Origin of the sequence: Magnetococcus marinus MC-1 (assembly GCF_000014865.1) — a bacterium.
Taxonomy (GTDB): Bacteria; Pseudomonadota; Magnetococcia; order Magnetococcales; family Magnetococcaceae; genus Magnetococcus; species Magnetococcus marinus.
In genome coordinates, this window is sequence record NC_008576.1 from 2,825,326 (window position 1) to 2,843,569 (window position 18,244).

Annotated in this window: 10 protein-coding genes and 4 tRNA genes; 7 read left to right on the plus strand and 7 right to left on the minus strand. The window is 51.5% G+C overall.

Annotated features, from left to right (window positions below):
• Positions 1–227: 227 nt before the first annotated feature.
• The 5 genes from MMC1_RS11365 to MMC1_RS11385 form a co-directional block, all read right to left on the minus strand.
• Positions 228–318, minus strand: a tRNA-Ser gene (locus MMC1_RS11365).
• Between the two features lie 32 nt (positions 319–350).
• Positions 351–788 carry a nucleoside deaminase gene (locus MMC1_RS20115; protein ID WP_227665206.1) on the minus strand — a complete coding sequence of 146 codons (438 nt, stop codon included), beginning with the start codon at positions 786–788 and terminating at the stop codon, positions 351–353.
• A 7-nt stretch (positions 789–795) separates the two neighbouring features.
• The gene (locus MMC1_RS21465; protein ID WP_011713841.1) at positions 796–1,302 is read right to left on the minus strand and encodes a hypothetical protein; all 507 of its coding nucleotides are present in this window, start codon (positions 1,300–1,302) and stop codon (positions 796–798) included.
• Positions 1,303–1,472: 170 nt separating this feature from the next.
• Positions 1,473–4,388: an EAL domain-containing protein gene (locus MMC1_RS20120; protein ID WP_011713842.1), complete on the minus strand. Its 2,916-nt coding sequence runs from the start codon at positions 4,386–4,388 to the stop codon at positions 1,473–1,475.
• 372 nt (positions 4,389–4,760) lie between these two features.
• Positions 4,761–4,850: transfer RNA gene (locus MMC1_RS11385), tRNA-Ser, on the minus strand.
• Between the two features lie 252 nt (positions 4,851–5,102).
• On the opposite strand from MMC1_RS11385, the gene MMC1_RS11395 reads away from it, so the two are divergent.
• From MMC1_RS11395 to cobA, 7 genes are all read left to right on the plus strand, one after another.
• Positions 5,103–5,179 (plus strand) — tRNA-Ile (locus MMC1_RS11395).
• A 22-nt stretch (positions 5,180–5,201) separates the two neighbouring features.
• Positions 5,202–5,277 (plus strand) — tRNA-Ala (locus MMC1_RS11400).
• Positions 5,278–5,488: 211 nt separating this feature from the next.
• On the plus strand, positions 5,489–5,845 hold the full coding sequence (locus tag MMC1_RS11405; RefSeq protein ID WP_011713843.1) for a hypothetical protein: 357 nt from the start codon (positions 5,489–5,491) through the stop codon (positions 5,843–5,845).
• A 163-nt stretch (positions 5,846–6,008) separates the two neighbouring features.
• The gene (locus tag MMC1_RS20125) at positions 6,009–9,371 is read left to right on the plus strand and encodes a PAS domain S-box protein (protein WP_011713844.1); all 3,363 of its coding nucleotides are present in this window, start codon (positions 6,009–6,011) and stop codon (positions 9,369–9,371) included.
• 398 nt (positions 9,372–9,769) lie between these two features.
• Positions 9,770–10,477 carry a rhodoquinone biosynthesis methyltransferase RquA gene (gene rquA / locus MMC1_RS11415; RefSeq protein WP_041641185.1) on the plus strand — a complete coding sequence of 236 codons (708 nt, stop codon included), beginning with the start codon at positions 9,770–9,772 and terminating at the stop codon, positions 10,475–10,477.
• Between the two features lie 107 nt (positions 10,478–10,584).
• A complete protein-coding gene (locus MMC1_RS11420; RefSeq protein WP_041641186.1) occupies positions 10,585–11,556 on the plus strand; it encodes an acetoin utilization protein AcuC in 972 nt (323 codons plus the stop codon).
• Positions 11,557–11,766: 210 nt separating this feature from the next.
• A complete protein-coding gene (gene cobA, locus MMC1_RS11425) occupies positions 11,767–12,606 on the plus strand; it encodes a uroporphyrinogen-III C-methyltransferase (protein WP_011713847.1) in 840 nt (279 codons plus the stop codon).
• Positions 12,607–12,780: 174 nt separating this feature from the next.
• Here cobA and MMC1_RS11430 read toward each other — a convergent pair whose 3' ends face one another.
• A complete protein-coding gene (locus MMC1_RS11430) occupies positions 12,781–13,749 on the minus strand; it encodes a hypothetical protein (RefSeq protein ID WP_011713848.1) in 969 nt (322 codons plus the stop codon).
• A 368-nt stretch (positions 13,750–14,117) separates the two neighbouring features.
• Positions 14,118–17,945 carry an EAL domain-containing protein gene (locus MMC1_RS20130; RefSeq protein WP_011713849.1) on the minus strand — a complete coding sequence of 1,276 codons (3,828 nt, stop codon included), beginning with the start codon at positions 17,943–17,945 and terminating at the stop codon, positions 14,118–14,120.
• Between the last annotated feature and the right edge of the window lie 299 nt (positions 17,946–18,244).

Sequence of the window (18,244 nt, forward strand, 5' to 3'; positions counted from 1 at the left end):
TTGAAGTAGCTTGAAGATTCGGGACACACCTGTTTGATAGGATGGTTAAAAACAGCGTTCACAATGGGAAAGGCACAGAGCCCCACACCGGAATTCCGTATTCAAGTGTCAATCCTGCCGATTTCATGTAACGGCTTACAGTTGCACCTCCAAGTAGGTGCCCCCTGCCGGGCGCACAAATAAAAAAGCCCCAGCATCCGAAGATACTGGGGCCTTAAATTTCTTAATGGCGGAGAGGGGGGGATTCGAACCCCCGGTACCCGGTTAGAGTACACACGCTTTCCAGGCGTGCACCTTCAACCACTCGGTCACCTCTCCATCACAATTAAAGAGCGCATATTAGACACGAATTATCGGCGAAATTCAAAGAAAATCTTCAACATCATTTCACCTGCCGTCATAAAGGCTCTATCCTCCTGTAACGGTGGGGTTATGTCAGGCCGTACAAAGCCATTTTCCGCCCCCTGCGCGGTCAAATAGCGCACACTCTGCAAGCGCGCCAATCCAGTGGCTTGTTGACAGACTGGGCAGGGCTCTAACGATACCACCATGCATAACCCACTCAAACGATAGTTAGATAATCGTCTGGCCGCACAGCGCATGGCGACAATCTCCGCATGTGCCATAGGGTCGTGGGCCCCAATAGGCCCATTGCCTGCCATGCTCACCACCCAACCCTGGGCTGCATAAATGAGCGCCCCAACCGGTACCTCACCCCGCGCCGCCGCATCGGTCGCCTGCACCAACGTCATCAGATTATGTGCCTCGTGGCTCGAAAGAAAATCCACGCAACCCTCAACCATTCTTACGCTGTGCACCTTTAAAGGTAAGATCAAAACGCGGATGATCCCACGCCACCTGTGAACCATCGCGAACAAACAGCCAACCTTCATACAACAATTGATGGTCTCGACCCCGTAACTCCAACCATACCGCTGGGTTGATATGCCCATCGGGTCCATGAATCGCTTGGCTCTGGTAAATCAACAAATCGGGTACAAAGGCATGTACCAACACACCCCCATTCCATGGGGCCGCTGTGGGCTCGCCCACCGAAACCACAAACGCGTGTATTTTTAATGTGCGTTTATCCAATACCTGAAAACGCACCGGCACACCCCGACTGCTGTGTACCATCTCTTTACTCGGACGTGCCTGTACCTGGGTCACATGGGGCGCCACAGGCAGACGGTCCTGCCGAGCCTGCTCTAAAGATTTATAGACCTCTCGCGGAGCAGGATCCTCTAAACAACCGCTTAGTGGCAGGGTTGCCATCACCATCCACACATACCATTTAGCCATCACTGACATCCCATCTCTGCACTTTGGAGCCAACCATACGCAACTGTGACACCATCCACACCCCACGGCAAGGGCACAGCCCCTACACGGACAATTCCACCGCTACTCTGCGGTCCTTTTTCCAAAAAACACCCACCCCAACAAACCCACCTTAGAGCCTATGGACACCCCTACTCCGACTCCGCTAGCCCCAGGTGACTCTTTTGATACCCTTCAAAAAACAGCGCCAATTCATCATACGGCATGGGTCTACTGTAAAAAAATCCCTGAACATAATCACAGGCATGAAGATTGACCCGCTGCAATTGCTGGTCATTTTCAATCCCCTCTCCAATCACCCCAACACCCAGACTGTGCGCCATGCTGACAATGGCAGATACCATGGTCTCATCATCCTGACTGTTGGCAATACCATTGATAAAGGAGCGGTCTATCTTGAGCAAATCAATGGGAAATTGCTTAAGATAACCCAAGGAAGAATAACCCGTGCCAAAATCATCCAGCGCCACCCGAACACCCAACGCCTTAATCTCTTTAAGCATGTTTAATGTATGCTCTGGGTCACGGATCATGAGGCTTTCCGTGATCTCCAACATCAAGCTCTGGGGATTGATCTGATTCTCCTGCAAGGCAGCCTTAATTTGACCGACCAAGTGCCCCTCTTGAAACTGCCGCGCCGAGACGTTTACCGAAAAGGTAATGTCTGGATGCCCCTCACGCTGCCATTGTGCAATAACCCCAATAACGCTGCGCAACACCCATAATCCAATGGGCACAATCAAACCCGTCTCTTCAGCTACGGGAATAAATTGATCCGGATAGACAATCTCCCCCGCACTATTGCGCCACCTAATCAGCGCCTCAACCCCGGTTATCAACCCACTGGATTGCTGCACATAGGGCTGATAGTGGATCCAAAACTGCCCCTCTTCCAAAGCAACCCGCAACGCTTGTTCAATCTTATGCAACTGTCTTGCATCCGCATTCATCTCAGCGGTGTAGAAACAAAAGCTGCCCCGTCCATTCTCCTTGGCGCGATACATGGCGACATCCGCATTTTTTACCAGATCCATCATATTATCCGCATCCTCCGGATAAATGGTAATGCCGATGCTGGCCGAAATAAACAGCTCATGATCCTGGATACAATAGCGCTCTTCCAACTTATCAATCATACCCTGCGCCAGCCGTGCCACCCCTTCGGGACCGTGCAGCTCGGGCAGTATCACCGTGAACTCATCCCCACCCAACCGGGCAATGGTATCCGACTCACGCACGCAGTGCCCCAAACGGATCGCCACTTCGCGCAGCAATTGATCCCCAACATTATGACCCAGCGTATCATTAACAAACTTAAAGCGGTCGAGATCAATAAACAGCAGCGCCACCTGCTGCCCAGAACGTTGGGACCGTTTCAGCTCCGTTTGCAGACGGTCGTGAAAAAGGTTACGGTTGGGCAGGTCAGTCAAAAAATCATAATTGGCTTGGTGAAGAATGGTCTCTTCCGCCTGTTTCCGTTTGGTAATGTCACTAAAGGCCGCGACATATTGCACCGTCTCGCCCTTGTCATTCGTCACCGTCGCGATGGAGAGCCATTCAGGATAGGTTTCACCGCTTTTACGTCGGTTCCAGATCTCCCCCTCCCACGCACCATCCTGCTGCAAAGCGTGCCACATCTGTGTATAGAATGGCGCATCGTGTCGGCCCGATTGCAACAAGTCAGGACCCTTGCCTAGCACCTCATCAAGTTGATAGCCGGTAATACGGCTAAAAGCTGGGTTAACCATCTCTATCTTGTTATCCCGCGACGAGATCATCAACGCCTCATTGGTCGTGCGGAACAACACCTGGGCCAACCGCAGATCATGCTCCCCTTTGCGGCGCTCGGTTATATCGTGTAAAACGCCATGGTATTGAACAACCTCTGCATGATCATCTTTGATGGGGAGCACGCAGCACTCAAACCATCGGGGTTCTTCACTGCCCAAGCACAAGCGAAACTCTAACTTGACCCAACGAGACGCATCCCCACCCGCAGCCAACAGGGCCTCCATCTGAGGGAGGTCTTCAGGATTAACCAGCGGTTTTAACACCAATGATTTAAGCCCAGATTGCAAAATCCGATAACAATTTTCTGATACATAGCTCAGGGACCACTCTTCATCATTCTCCCAAGAGAGCACCACCGTGTGGCTTATTTCAATGATACGTGCCAACTCTTCGCGTTTTTCGGCAGCCTGTTTTAGGCTCTCCTCCCGCTCTAGGCGCAGCCCTTCGTTAATGGCAAATTGATCCCTAAAAACACGCAGAGCCTGACTAAGATCCCCCAACTCGGAACGGTCCATATCCTCAAGGGGCACATCCAAGTCGCCATTGGCCAAGCGCAACATCGCTTGGCGGGTTTGGAAGAGAGGTCGCGTAATGCTACGGCCAATCTTTACCGAAATGGCCCAAACAACCAGTAGCGCGGTTAAAATGACCGCCATAAAAGCACTGGCCGCATCTTGGAAAATATGTTCTACATCATCAACATAGATCCCTGAGCCAACCATCCACCCCCAGGGCGCAAATTTTTCGACATAAGAAATTTTGGGTACGGCTTCTATGGACCCTGGCTTGGGCCATAAATACTCCACAAAACCACTACCCTGGCGCTGTACTACATCCACAAAGCGGGTAAACAAAAACACGCCATTGGCATCTTTTATGGTGGAAAGATCTTGACCATTTAGCTCTGGCCGCAGAGGGTGAACAACCATTTTTATATTTAAATCATTGATCCAAAAATAATTTTCTTGCCCGTAGCGCATATGGGCAACCATATCTGCGGCTTGCTGCTGAGCATCCCTCAACGACAGGGTTCCGGCAACCACCTGCGCTTGATACGCCGCCAGCGTAGAGACCACGACTTGGACCAGATGTTGCGTTTTATTTTTACGATCTTGCATCAGATTGCTATGCAGCTCTCGCAAACCAAAACCACCCACAAACATAAGGGAAATGATGGCGCAACCAACCATGACCAGCATGCGATTATGTATGGTTATATGTTTAAATAATATTTTGTCACCATATTGAAAATCCATACCCCCCCCATTTTTACAGCCACGTTGTGTAACCGTATCGTTTTCCCCCAATCACTGTAAAACATTAACCCGCAGGGGTCCAATCAATCCTGCTGGCTTACGGATAACCGGCACAAATAAGGATTTCGGGTACACCCACACAGGGTTAAGATCGAACCAAAGTCCCATTATTTTGGACGGGGAATTTTGATCGCATCAGCAGCGCAAGCTTGCCTTAGTCTCTATTATAAAAAGTGTAAACAAATCCATGTTTTTTACACTTTAACTTTGTGAAATTCTATTAAAAGATTTTTGCAAGCCCCCAACTTGGGCATTTGGGCACAAAAAAACCCCTTGATCTAGAACTTTCGTTCCATCAAGGGGTTTTTATTCTGGCGGAGAGGGAGGGATTCGAACCCTCGATACCCTTACGAGTATAACACCTTAGCAGGGTGCCGCCTTCAGCCGCTCGGCCACCTCTCCTTCCCAGGGGGACAGGTTGGTTATTTAAGCCGAGGCGGAGCGTCGTGTCAAGCGCTCAATTATTTTTTTTTCACCTTGCGCCTTCCCCCTGTCACACCCCTCAATCTTATCTTCACCAAGCTGTTCCACACCCTCCGTTTTGTGACATTTTAGTGTCTTATTTTTTAAAGCGTTACCAACAAACGTGTCGGCGTGTGCTTTTTTTTCTTGCAGATCATACCCAAGCCATTGTATTAATTTGGGCCTCGTTGGGGGCCTATAGCTCAGTTGGTTAGAGCGCACGCCTGATAAGCGTGAGGTCGGTGGTTCAAATCCACCTAGGCCCACCATCTTTTTCGTAAATGTCTCTTCGGGGGTGTAGCTCAGCTGGGAGAGCACCTGCTTTGCAAGCAGGACGTCATCGGTTCGATCCCGTTCACCTCCACCATTTTAAATACATCTAAAGCCTGATTTATCAGGCTTTTTTTGTGCCCAATGCAAAATTTGAAAAGCTGTAAACTTGCCACCCCGCCCTCTCCTGCCTTATTTCTACCACAGATCACAAAATACCTCTTTCCTAAGCACACCAAAATTTTCTACACTGAGCCTGAAGTACGCATTTTTTATTGACATCTCATTGAAAGAAATTAGGTTACGCTATGCTAGGCAATCACGCCCCGCTGCTGATCACTGACCAAGGTGACTTTAGCCTACGCTTGCAACGGAGCATGCACGCCCTACACAAGCCTGTCACCCTCTCAAGCTGGGCAGAGGTGATCCAAGAGCCTGCGTCCTACACAGACAGATGGCTGCTTCTACACAATCCTCCCAGCGCTCTACCTGAACCACTGCTCAAACATGCCAGCCACACCCTCATTTTACTGGATCACGCCAACCCCGAACAGCAACTGGCTTGGCATAAACAGGGCTTTACTCGCCTCTTAGGTGACGCCCAAGACCCTGCATTTCCACCATTGCTGGCCTACCACCTGAGCCAAATTAAACCCATAAATTAAGACACCATCCCCAGCCCAACTCATCGAGTTATCTGAAATCCAGCAGCTCCTGCCCATTATCAACCTTGGTTCTTGGTGGTGCGACAGAGAGCGTAAGCACACCTCCTGGTCAACTGAGACTTATACCATATTAGGCCAGTTCCAAGAACACTACCACCCAACCATGGAGAGCTTTGCCCAACTGGCTATCCCCCAAGATCGTCCCGCCATTCTCCAAGCCATGGCCCAAGCTTGGCAAAATCCAGGTCAGCCCGTGGAGGTTGAGTTTCATGTGGAAATTGGGGAGATCTGGACCAAAGTCATCCGCTGCGTCATGCAGAGCACACCTCGTCCATCCGGTTCACCCCAACGCCTGTTTGGTTCCGTGCAAAACATCACCCTGCTACGCAAAATTGGCGATGCCTTGGTTCACAGTGAAGAGCGCCTTAACCTTATCCTAGAGGGTGCGCAAGAGGGGATGTGGGAGTGGGATATTGCCAGCGGAGCGCTCTATTTTAGTTGCCACTGGGAACGCATGCTCGGCTTTGAGCCGGGTGAAATTCCCCACACCTACCAAGCTTGGATAACGCAAATTCACCCTGACGATAAAACCGCCACCCTAGAGGCTCTGGAACAGCACTTACAGGGACACACCCAACATTTTGAAATTGAACACCGCCAGCACACCAAAAAAGGCACATGGCTCTGGCTGCTCACCCGGGGTAAAGTGGTACAGTGGGGAGATCAGCAGACCCCTTTGCGTATGATGGGCACCCAAATGAACGTCACCGACCGCATACGCGGTGAACAGGCCCTGCGCTTTGCTCACACCCAACTCAAGCAGCAAGAACGCCTTTTCCATGACTATTTTGCCCACGGCGTGGTAGGCATGGCGATTACCACCCCGGACCGCCTGTTTTTACATGCCAACAAACAACTTTGCGTGCTGCTGGAGTGCCAGCCTAAGGCGCTGCTTAATACCCCCATTGATCAGTGGCTCGACCCCCGCCATCGTGATTATTATATTGATCAATATGAGAGACTTGTACGACACCTCACTGAAAATTTTGAATTAGAGCTCCCCCTCTGCACCGCGTTGGGTCGTCGGGTTTCGGTCAACCTCTCCACCCGTGCTTTATGGGATACATCGGGACGTATTACCCACTGCATACACACCGCTGTGGACCTAAGCGAACATAATCACATCATTGCCCAAGTAAAGGAGAGTGAAAAAAGGTTCCGCGCCATTTTTGAGCACGCAGGCTTGGCCGTGGCACAAGGGGATATCCATGGTACCATTATAAAAGTAAACAGCGCGTACGCTAACTTGCTGGGCTACAGCCCAGACGAACTGGTAGGGCGCTCATTACAGTCGCTCACACACCCCAGCGATTTTCCTGAAAATTTATCTTTATTGCATGATCTGGCTAAAAAAAAGCGCAGTGTGTATACCCTTGAAAAACGGATTCTCCATAAAGATGGTAGTTGGATATGGGTTGAGAGTACCGTCACAGCTCTGACCAACGCCATGGATGAGCCTGAATTTTTGATTAATATGACGAGGGATATTACCGATCGGCGGCGGGCTGAGGCCGCTCTGGTAGAAAGCGAACAGCGTTATCGGCAACTTTTTCAACGCAATAAAGCGGTTGAGCTGTTAATTGATCCCGTTAACGGCCAAATCGTCGATGCCAACATGGCCGCGGCAGACTATTATGGCTACAGTTGCGATACCTTACGCCAAATGAACATCGCGCAGATCAACATTCTCACACGGGACGAAATTGAGCAGGAAATGCTGCGGGCCGAGCAGGAAAATCGCAACCATTTCCAGTTCCGCCATCGCCTTAGCAGCGGTGAGGTGCGTGATGTTGAAATTCACTCGGGACCGGTGGAGATCCAAGGACGTGCCCTACTTTATTCGATTGTACATGACATTACCGAGCGGCGGCGTATTGAAGCGGCATTAAGCCACAACCGACATCAGCTCGAAGCCTCCCATGGGCGTCTTATTACGATTTTGGATAGTTTACAATCAATTGTCTATGTCGCCGACCCGCAAACTGGAGAGATACTCTACCACAACCGATATTTATTCGATATTGCGGGTAATTTGAAAGGGGAACGTGAGGAGCTGCTCTACCCAAACAAAAAGCGTCTCTCGCAAGGCACACCAGCTTCCCGCAGCCGGGGCCGCAACCATGCTCAGAGCTGGGAGTATTGCAGCCCCATCAACCACCGTTGGTACTCGGCCCACTCCCAGCCCATCACCTGGGTGGATGGCCGCACCGTGCGGCTAGAGGTCGCCACGGATATCAACTCCCTGAAACAGAGCGAGCAGGCGCTGTTGCAAGCCAAAGAGTTGGCGGAGAGTGCCAACCGAGCCAAAAGCGATTTTTTGGCCACCATGAGCCATGACATCCGCACCCCCATGAACGCGGTATTGGGTATGGTCGAGCTGTTGGGTGAATCTTCCCTGGACCCAGAGCAGAGCCATTATCTGAAAATTATTCGCCGCGCGGGTTCTACCCTACTCTCACTCATCAATGACATTTTAGATCTTTCCAAAATCGAAGCGGGGCAGCTTAAATTGGAGTTGGACGACTTCACCTTGGCAGAAACGGTGGAGCATGTGATGGACATTCTGCGTCATAAGGCCAGTGAAAAGGGGTTGCAACTCCAAACCCATCTGCACATCCCCCCGCAACAAAGGGTGCGGGGGGATGCCCAACGCTTACGTCAGATTTTACTTAATTTACTAGGTAATGCCGTTAAATTTACCCAGCAGGGCAGTGTCTCCCTAACCTTACAGCAACAACCTGATGGCCAATACTCTTTCCAAGTAGCCGACACGGGGCCAGGGATCGCCCCCCACCGGCAGAAGATCATTTTTGAACCCTTTGTCCAAGAAGAGAGTGGCACCCATCGCCATTTTGGCGGCAGTGGCTTGGGTTTAAGCATCTGCCATAAACTGGTGACGGCCATGCGGGGCACACTTTGGCTAAAGAGCCAATTGGGTCATGGCAGCATTTTTTACTTCACCCTTCCCCTCGCTACGGCTATGGAGCCAGCCCCCGACGAAGTTTCACCGCAGAGCGTTTTACACGCACCTGTGAGCCTTACGCAACTGGTAAACAAGCGTTTACTGGTGGTGGATGATGCCGAGGATAACCGTAATTTAATTCAAGCTTTTTTAAAGAGTTGTCAAATGCAGATCCAGATGGCCGAAGATGGTGAGCAAGCCGTACGTCTGTGCCAAGAGCAACGCTTTGACCTGATTTTGATGGATATACAGATGCCTATCATGAATGGGCTCGAAGCAACCCGCTTGATCCGCCAGCATGAGCAAATGCAGCATAAATCCCGCACCCCCATTATTGCCCTCAGTGCCCATGCCATGCTTGATGTTAACAATGATGCCTTGGCGGCTGGTTGCGACCTGCATTTATCTAAACCCATTGCCAAAAAACGGCTACTGGAAGCGCTCTGTCATCAACTGTGTCCCGTTGTACCTACCCATAATGATGATGCGCCACCCCTCCCTTAGCGGCCACCGCCGGGGACCCTACTTCTCCCTAAAAAAGTCCGTTTGCCGCCACGACAGGGTGGTGCACGCCAGTTGATGTTGCGTGGGTTTCGGTGTCTCCTATCTTTTCCATTGGATTTTTGCTTGTCCCATGACACCACTCCGGGTAACGTACCTCCCAACGGAGGGGCCTTCCCTCGACGCCGTAGTGTAAAACAATGGTCGCTTAGTTGCGCTTGCCCATCATGCCCGTTTGGTTAAACTGGCTTTTATGCAATGGACCCTACCTACCCCTGTACAGTACGGCATTTTGTGTTGGAAGCAGAATAATGAATAGACCGTCCCCAAATAGCTTTTCATCATCGAACAACCCCATTGCCCTACCTCGGGAGGGGACGAGCACTCTACCAACGCACCGTGTGGAGCGACATAACCAGCCCCCTCAAGGCTGTCTACCGGTGATTCCAGACTACCTGCAAAAAACCTATTGGTGGGCCTATTTACACCCTAATGCGGTGCGTTTTTTTGAACGCCAATGGTTGGTTAATCTTATTTTATGGGGCAATTTTGCGAAGTTACGTGATGCAGCGATTGAGTCGATGCAGCCCAACCTAGGGGGAAAAACCTTACAGGTCGCGTGTGTTTATGGGGATTTTACCCACCGCATCATCCAGCAAATGCCCAAGACGGGGCTGCTTGAGGTGGTGGATGTGGCCCCCGTTCAATTGGATAATCTTGAAAAAAAACTGGGGGATATCCCGCCCCATGTCCACCTTTCTTTACAGGACTCCAGCAGCTTAACCTATGCTGATGGCAGTTTTGAAAATGTCTTGCTGTTTTTTCTTTTACATGAACAACCTGAGCAGGTGCGGGCCCAAACGGTTAAAGAGGCTTTCCGAGTGGTCAAGCCCGGTGGTAAAGTGATCTTTGTCGATTATCATCAGCCGGTAAAGCACAACCCGTTCCGCTACGTAATGTGGCCGATCCTAAAATGGCTGGAGCCCTATGCCCTAGCCGTTTGGGATAAAGAGATCGCCAGTTGGATACCCGAGGGCAAAGCCCCGGCAACGCTGCGCAAGACCACCTATTTTGGCGGACTCTACCAAAGGGTCGTGTGTGACTGTTAGCGGGTCACAGGGTGTGTTGCGCTTTACCGAACAGATAAACGGCATCAAGGGCACGCTGGCCCTTGGTGCCGTTTGAGTGTTTAACCGCAACCTTTATGGTAAATCGCATGCGTGACGCCACGATCTGTGTCTACCTGGGTGAAGAGATCGCCCAGTATGGTTTTCCCGACGGTCATCCCTGGACCACCACCCGCATGGATGCTTTTTGGCAAGAGGCCACCCGCCAAAGCCTTTCATCTAAAGTGGTGATCGCAGACCCGGTGATGGCCCAGCCCGAGCAGTTACACAGCTTTCACACCCCCCAGTATGTCGAGCTGGTCAAACGCTGCTCCGATGCCGGAGAGGGCTTTTTGGATCATGGCGATACACCTGCCTTTCCGGGGATCTATGAAGCAGCAGCCTACGTGGTTGGCTCAGCGGTGGCGGCGGCTGAGCAGATTATGCAGCAGCGCTTTCGACGTATTTTTATTCCCATTGCCGGCTTGCACCATGCCCAGCCTGACGTTGCAGGGGGGTTTTGCGTCTTTAATGATGCCGCCGTGGTGGTGAAACATCTGCGCAAACAACACGGCATAAAAAAAATTGCGTATGTGGATATTGACGCCCACCATGGCGATGGGGTGTTCTATCCTTTTGAGGCGGACCCTCACCTAATTTTTGCCGATATCCATGAAGATGGTCGTTATCTTTATCCGTGGTGTGGGAGTGAGGATGAGACTGGGGTAGGTCCGGCTTATGGTACCAAAGTCAATATTCCCATGGCCCCCGATGCCTCAGATGCCGACTTTTTTTCTGCGTGGCCCCGCATTGAGGCCCTGCTGATGGAACACAAGCCAGAATTTATCATTCTACAGTGTGGGGCCGATTCGCTGAAAAACGACCCCCTCACCCACTTAGCCTTTTCCACCGCAGCCCACAGTCATGCGGCGACGCGGCTGTGCCATATGGCCGAAACCTTGGGCCATGGGCGGGTATTGGCTTTGGGCGGCGGCGGGTACAACCTAAGCAATGTGGCACAAGGTTGGAGCGCCGTACTGCGTGCCTTAATCGAAGCCCCAATAATCCCTGCGCAGCCCTAACGACTGTGTGGCTTAACAAGCTGTGGTTGACGTGGCACCAAAACCCTACGCGCAAAGGCTTCACATTTGTAGGTTTTGCAGTATAATCCCGGTTTCTAACCACTGAGCAACCGTTGGGAACCAAATGGCGTTGTCAAACTCCAAAGGGCTTCTCTACGTAATCGGTTTGGTGTTTTTTGCGTTTGCTGCTTTTTGCTTTGGAAAATAACCATGCACACCGTTGATACCTACACATCCATGGCCCCTGGCTCGGTCATTTTAGCCGGTTCAGGTCCGGGCGATCCCAATTTGCTCACCCTTGGGGTCTACAAGGCCCTGCAAGCCTGCGATACGCTGGTTTACGATGCTTTGGTCTCACCCGAGATTATGGCACTGGTGCCTGCGTCGGTTGAGCAGCATTTTGTGGGCAAACGGGGAGGCCACCCTTCCATTGGTCAAGAGGCCATCAATGCCATACTGGTGCAGCTGGCAAAGGCCGGTAAAAAGGTACTACGCCTAAAAGGGGGCGACCCCTTTGTGTTTGGTCGTGGTGGCGAAGAGGCCTACTGCCTAAGCTGCGAGGGCATTCCCTTCTCGATTATTCCGGGTGTGACGGCTGGGGTGGCGGGTCCGGCTTATGCGGGCATACCCATTACCCACCGTGACGTCAACGCCAACGTGGCCTTTTTGACGGGTCACGAATCCCCCACCAATGCCGCTGGCGAAACGGTACCAACCACCGTGGATTGGGAGTCTGTTGGGGCAGCCTTTCCGGTTATTGTGCTCTATATGGGGGTTAAAAACCTACCCACCATTGCCAAACGGCTGATCGCGGGCGGTCGCTCTGGAGAAACCCCGGTGGCGCTCATCCGCTGGGCCACCACCCCGCGCCAACAAACCATGATTACCACCCTAAACCGGGCGGCAGATGATATTTCCGAGTGTAAAATCAAACCACCCTCTATTGTGGTGATTGGCGAAGTGGTGAACTATCGGGATCATCTTAGCTGGTTTGCCGACGATACCCTAACCCGCGACAACTGCAAAAACAAACTGCGTGATGATGAATAACAGGCGGTTTTTGCATGGGCAAAAGGGGACTATTAAAGCCCGCTGAACGCCCAATAAACCACCTAGCCCCCAGCAACGGGGCAGCGCATACGACAGCGATGATGCGTTAAACAAAAGCGGCGCACCCTTTGAGGGTGCGCCGCTTTTGTTTAATCTAGGTATGCTTGTTTGCCCTTACGCCTGTAGTTGCGCATGGCGCAGATTGCGCAGCGTATGCGCCAACTGCTCTAGGCCAATGTCAGCCAATAGTGTTTCGACCCCAAACAGCGCCTCATCACCTTCTAACATGGAGCAGCTCATATCCACCTGTCCATAGGCATCCCGAGGCGAGTAAAGCTCTGGGAATGGCAGCGCATAAACCTGGGCATAGCTCTGCATCGCGTGGCGCCAGCGGGCCAAAAAGGGCAGATATCCTGGACGATGTAGTACCGGCCCCAAGGTATGCCAACTGCTCAGGGTCTCAAAGGCATCCAGATAACTGTGAGCCAGATCCACACGGCTATGCAAAATGGCCAGCATCGCGGCTTTTAGCAGATCCAGCGCCGCGTGGGGATGAGACTCAATAATGCGTTCTGGCTTTTTAAACAGCAACGCCAACCCTGCGCCATGCACGGCATCGGGTCCTTGCTGGGCTTCTAAATTCTCGACGGCAAAACCATAACCCGCCAACAAATCGCTCACATCCTGGTAGCGTTTGCCCCCCTGGACCATGGGTAAAAACCACACCTCAGCCGAAACAGCAACCACGTTGCGGGTCAAGGTTTTTGGGGCAGAATTCAAAATTTCATAGGCTTGTTCTTGCAACGCCACCGACAGATAGGTGGGGGCCGAAACCTGACAGTCAGGGTCGGCCAAAAAGGCATCCAGACGGGCCGGTGCCATCTGTAGGCAGTTTACCCGGCTCTCTTGACGCTCAACAAACTCTTCATTATGGGCGCTAATACAGTATGGCACCACATGGGTATCTGGGTAGTGGGTGCGTCCATGCACCTGTTGACGGATGCGGGATAGACAGCGGTTGTCTTGGGGACCAAAATAGACCGCTTGCACATCATGCATAAAGGCGTGCACCACGGGAAATGAGGCGTGACTAACCTCCCCTAAATGGTGCACTGATATTTTGTGAGACGTCATCTGGGCCATGGCTCCACTCCTGACTCAATGACTGCGCCGATATGCGCGTCAATACGCCCTTGGGGATCTATCCCCCTTCTTTGGGCTTGAATTGTTAGGGGCGGTAGAGCATCACTCTACACCGCTCCTGCTTGCCTGACCAACTCAATGCATGTTCTATGCCATGCCAACTCACAAAATTCCGGACTTTTTTTTAAGTTTTACCCGCCATTTTACTTAAAAATACCATAATATTTTGTTTTTTTGGTATTTATTATCTTATATTCCTGCAAATTTTTTTAATCTCCACCCGGTTTTTCACCGCCTTGAGCTTAATAAAATGGGGCTGTGTCAGCGATCCACCATATCGACTGTCTGCTTTTCTGGCGCTTTGCAGGCTATATTTTCTCCAGGGAGTGCTTCATTTTTACCGGATCCCAATCCAGCAAAAATTTTTCAAACGCCTCAAACGGTAACGGCTTGCTGAAGAAATATCCTTGAATGGTGGGACACTCTTTTTCACACAAAAAGTGAATCTGCGCTTGGTTTTCCACCCCTTCGGCCACCACGCTCAACCCCAACGCACTGGCCATGCTCAAAATAGAGGAGACAATGGCGGTATCGTCAGAGTCCAGATAGAGATCTTGAATAAAAGATTTATCAATTTTTAAGGCATTAAGGGGAAGTTTTTTTAAGTAACTCAACGAGCTATAACCGGTGCCAAAATCATCAATCGAGACCTTTACCCCCAATGCCCGCAGCTCCCCGATCTGCTCAATGGTGCGGTTGACATCCCCCATGGCCAATGACTCGGTAATCTCCACCTCCAACAACTCTGGCGCAAGACCGCTTTGCTGTAGAGAGCGCTCCAATTTGGCCACCAACAAGGCGTCCTGAAACTGTTTGGCCGAAAGGTTGATTGCCACCTGCAAGGGATGGCGACTCGACCTTGCTAAGCGTTTGGCGTCCATACAGGCTTGCTGCATCACCCATTCACCAATGGTAATAATCAGCCCTGTCTCTTCGGCAATGGGAATAAAATCCACCGGCGACACCAGCCCCTGTTCAGGATGGTTCCAACGTACCAGCGCCTCCATACCGGTGATACGACACTGTTTGACATCCACCTTGGGCTGATAGTGCAAAGTGAGCTGATTACACTCCACCGCCTGCCGCAGGGCACGCTCCAAGCTAAGCCGTCGCCCATTAATTTCGTTCATATCACTGGTGAAAAACTTATAAGTACCCCGCCCTTCCTCTTTTGCCCGATACATCGCCGTATCGGCATGTTTGGTCAGCGTTTCATAATCTTCACCATCATCGGGATGCATGGCAATACCAATGGAACCCCCAATAAACACCTCGTGCCCTTGCAGCACGAACACCTCACCCAAGGATTTGACAATCGCCCCCGCAATACGGGCGACATCATTGGTCTGCTCAATGCCCGGCAAAATAACCGTAAACTCATCCCCCCCCAGTCTAGCCACCGTATCACTGGTGCGTAAATGGTGTTTGATGCGCCCAGCAACCTGAATAAGGAGATCGTCACCTTTATCGTGACCAAGGCTATCGTTCACATATTTAAAACGATCCAAATCAATAAAAAACAGCCCCAAACTTTTTCCTCCACGGGCAGATAGCCGCATCTCCTGCTCCAAACGGTCACGAAACAACGCGCGATTGGGTAGCTCGGTGAGGGGGTCATAGTAGGCCAGTTTTTCCAGTTGCTCTTCGGTCTCCTTTTGCTGGGTAATATCCATAAACAGACCAACAAAGTTACTGATTACGCCCTGCTCGTCGCGAATGGCATCAATGGTGAGCCATTTTGGAAAGATCTCCCCACTCTTACGCCGATCCCAAATTTCACCCTGCCAGTGTCCTTCACTCAGCATCTCGTTCCACATCTGTTCATAAAACTGCTCATCATGTCGGCCCGATTTAAGAATGCTGGGATTTTGTCCCACAATTTCATCACGGGTATAACCCATAATACGCTGGTACGCGGGGTTAACGTCGGTAATATCCCCCTGAGCATCGGTAATAACGATGGCTTCGCCCGCATTATCAAAAATCATTTTTGCCAGCACCAGCCCCTCTTCGGCCATTTTACGGCGCGTGACATCCTGCAACGTACCGACCATCTGACTGGGCACACCACGGCTGTCGCGGCTCACAATACCTAGGGCGTGGATATGCAGTAACTCGCCACTCTTATGGCAAATGATTCGATGGTCTGCCTCAAACCGATCCTGCATGCCCCGCGTAACAGCAGCCATCTGCCGATTAATCTTCGCACGGTCATCAGGATGGATAAGCTCTAGATAGGTACTGTAGGAGGCGTGGGAAGTATCCCCTTCTAACCCTAATAACCGCACCAGCTCTTTCGACCAATGCAGGTTATCTTTCTGCATATCCCAGTGCCAGCTACCAATTTTGGCAACGCTCTGGGCATTTTCCAAATCTTGGTGAATCTGCTCTAACTGTTTGAGCTGCTGAGCACGATATTTTTCCCATCCCACCCATTGCGCCAGCAGGCTAATCAGAGAGCGGTCATGAAAACTAAACCCCTTCGTGCGTGGCACCTTGGAGTAGTAACTCAAAGCACCATAAAAACGATCACCCAGGTAGAGTGGGGTACCGATAAAGGATTCCACCCCAAACTGGGTATGTACCGGATGCTCTTCAAGCAGGCTGCCTTTAATGCGGTAGATCGCCTCAGCATGACCCGCGTCGATCACCTGTTTGCAAAAGCTTTGCTCCAACGGCTGTATTTGCCCCATTTCAAAAAGGCTATCCTGCCCCAGCAGGTGCTCTACCTGACACATTTGACCATCAACATGGGTCACAATGGCCGACTCCATCTCCAGAATCTCACCACCCATTTCCAAAATTTCCTGGATCTTACGCTGCGAGTCCCACTCCGTACGTACCGTAATGGCGTGCATGCGGGTCAGTGAGTCGATAAAACGACTCTCATTCCCCTGCGCGACAACCAAGTTGGTAAGCAACTGGTTGTAGGCACTCACAGCAGCCCCGATTTCATCTTGCTGGTGATTGGGGATCAAGCAAATATCCAGGTCACAATCGCTCCAGTTGCCCGTCAGGTCAGCCTGTTGTATGCGGTCACTAACATAGCTCATCCGTTGCAGCAGCGTGTGAAAACCACTGCGCAGCCGATGACTGATCCACCACGCCCACAATCCACCTGCCACCAACAACAGGACAAAACTAAAAAACAGCACCTGTCGGCTCAGCGCAATGCTCTGCTCCAGATACCGCCCCTCTTCGACCATCGTGGTGAGCTGCTGCTCAACCGTGGTGTCCAACCGCTGACGCAGGGTTTGCCATAGGGGTAACAGCGCATCACCCGTCAGGTGACGCGCCAAATTCCAATGATCGGATTGACGCAAGACGATCACCTGCTCGGCCAAAGCGGGCCATTCACTCCACAGTTCCTGCACCTGCCCGAGCTCTTGGCGCTGAGTTTGACTCATATCGGCCCGTACCAACACCGCCAAAGCCCCATCAGCCTGCTTTAAACCCTGCCCAAAACGTTGCACCAGCGCGTCATCTGGTTCCGTGAGTATGCGCTCTAGCTGACTGCGGCAGAGCGACAAGGCACTGCGAAGATCCGCAAGTTCTTTAAGCTGGGTACGACTGTTGATGGCTTCGGCCACACCCCCGGCAAAAACAGGACGGTGGTTTTCACGCAAAACAAGACGCCGCACCTGCACATCCAAGGATTCAAGGATCGGCAAAAGCTGCTCTTTATAGAGCTGATGGGCAGGCTTGTTAGCAGGTTTTTCGATCAACGCCTCAATGCGATCTTGCAGCACCCCAAGTTGCGTCAATCCCTCTTTAAGCGGCTCTAACTGCTCCAACAAACGCGGATCCGTGACCAAAATCTGTTCCAATTTCAATAATTGGCGACGGGCCTGCTGCCAGGCATGTTGGCGCTCCTGTTTAAAGCGGGGAAGTTCGGTGGTCATCCAACTCTGTAAAGCACTAAGGGCATCTTTGACATGGCTAACAAAGGCGACCGCGTTGACCACCAAGGGGACCCGCTGACCTTGCAACCGAGCCACACGATCCTGCAATACCACAAGCTGAGAAGAGACCATTAGGCCACTGAATAGTGCCAACACAATCAGCACGGCAAAGCCGTAAACCACCTTGCGTGCGATAGATAGCTGCATCCATTTGCCCCGTTGTTGCACGATCATCCCAAACACCTAGCATGCCCCGTTATCCGACCTCTATCCACCCATCATCATGCCATGAACCCAGCAGGGATGCATCCTCTAACCCCATCCCCATTAAAAAAGTCCTCTCCAACCTAAACGATCAATTTATTATAAAAAAACATATTCCTAGAGAATCGACTGTCGTGAAGCTTGGCGGCTACGGTGGATAACGGACTATGATTTATTATTCTCCCCTAGGCTTCCCGTCCGGGCATCTTCAAGATGCGCCTAAATGGTGCTTGCCGCGTCCTGTTAGGTGTGCACCTAACGCAGCACTT

Excerpts from the sequence above, each read along its gene's own strand:
- MMC1_RS11430 (WP_011713848.1), bottom strand. The coding sequence starts at position 13,749 with ATGGCCCAGATGACGTCTCACAAAATATCAGTGCACCATTTAGGGGAG.
- MMC1_RS20120 (WP_011713842.1), bottom strand. The coding sequence starts at position 4,388 with ATGGATTTTCAATATGGTGACAAAATATTATTTAAACATATAACCATA.
- MMC1_RS11420 (WP_041641186.1), top strand. The coding sequence starts at position 10,585 with ATGCGTGACGCCACGATCTGTGTCTACCTGGGTGAAGAGATCGCCCAG.
- MMC1_RS20125 (WP_011713844.1), top strand. The coding sequence starts at position 6,009 with ATGGAGAGCTTTGCCCAACTGGCTATCCCCCAAGATCGTCCCGCCATT.
- cobA (WP_011713847.1), top strand. The coding sequence starts at position 11,767 with ATGCACACCGTTGATACCTACACATCCATGGCCCCTGGCTCGGTCATT.
- MMC1_RS21465 (WP_011713841.1), bottom strand. The coding sequence starts at position 1,302 with ATGGCTAAATGGTATGTGTGGATGGTGATGGCAACCCTGCCACTAAGC.
- MMC1_RS20130 (WP_011713849.1), bottom strand. The coding sequence starts at position 17,945 with ATGATCGTGCAACAACGGGGCAAATGGATGCAGCTATCTATCGCACGC.
- MMC1_RS11405 (WP_011713843.1), top strand. The coding sequence starts at position 5,489 with ATGCTAGGCAATCACGCCCCGCTGCTGATCACTGACCAAGGTGACTTT.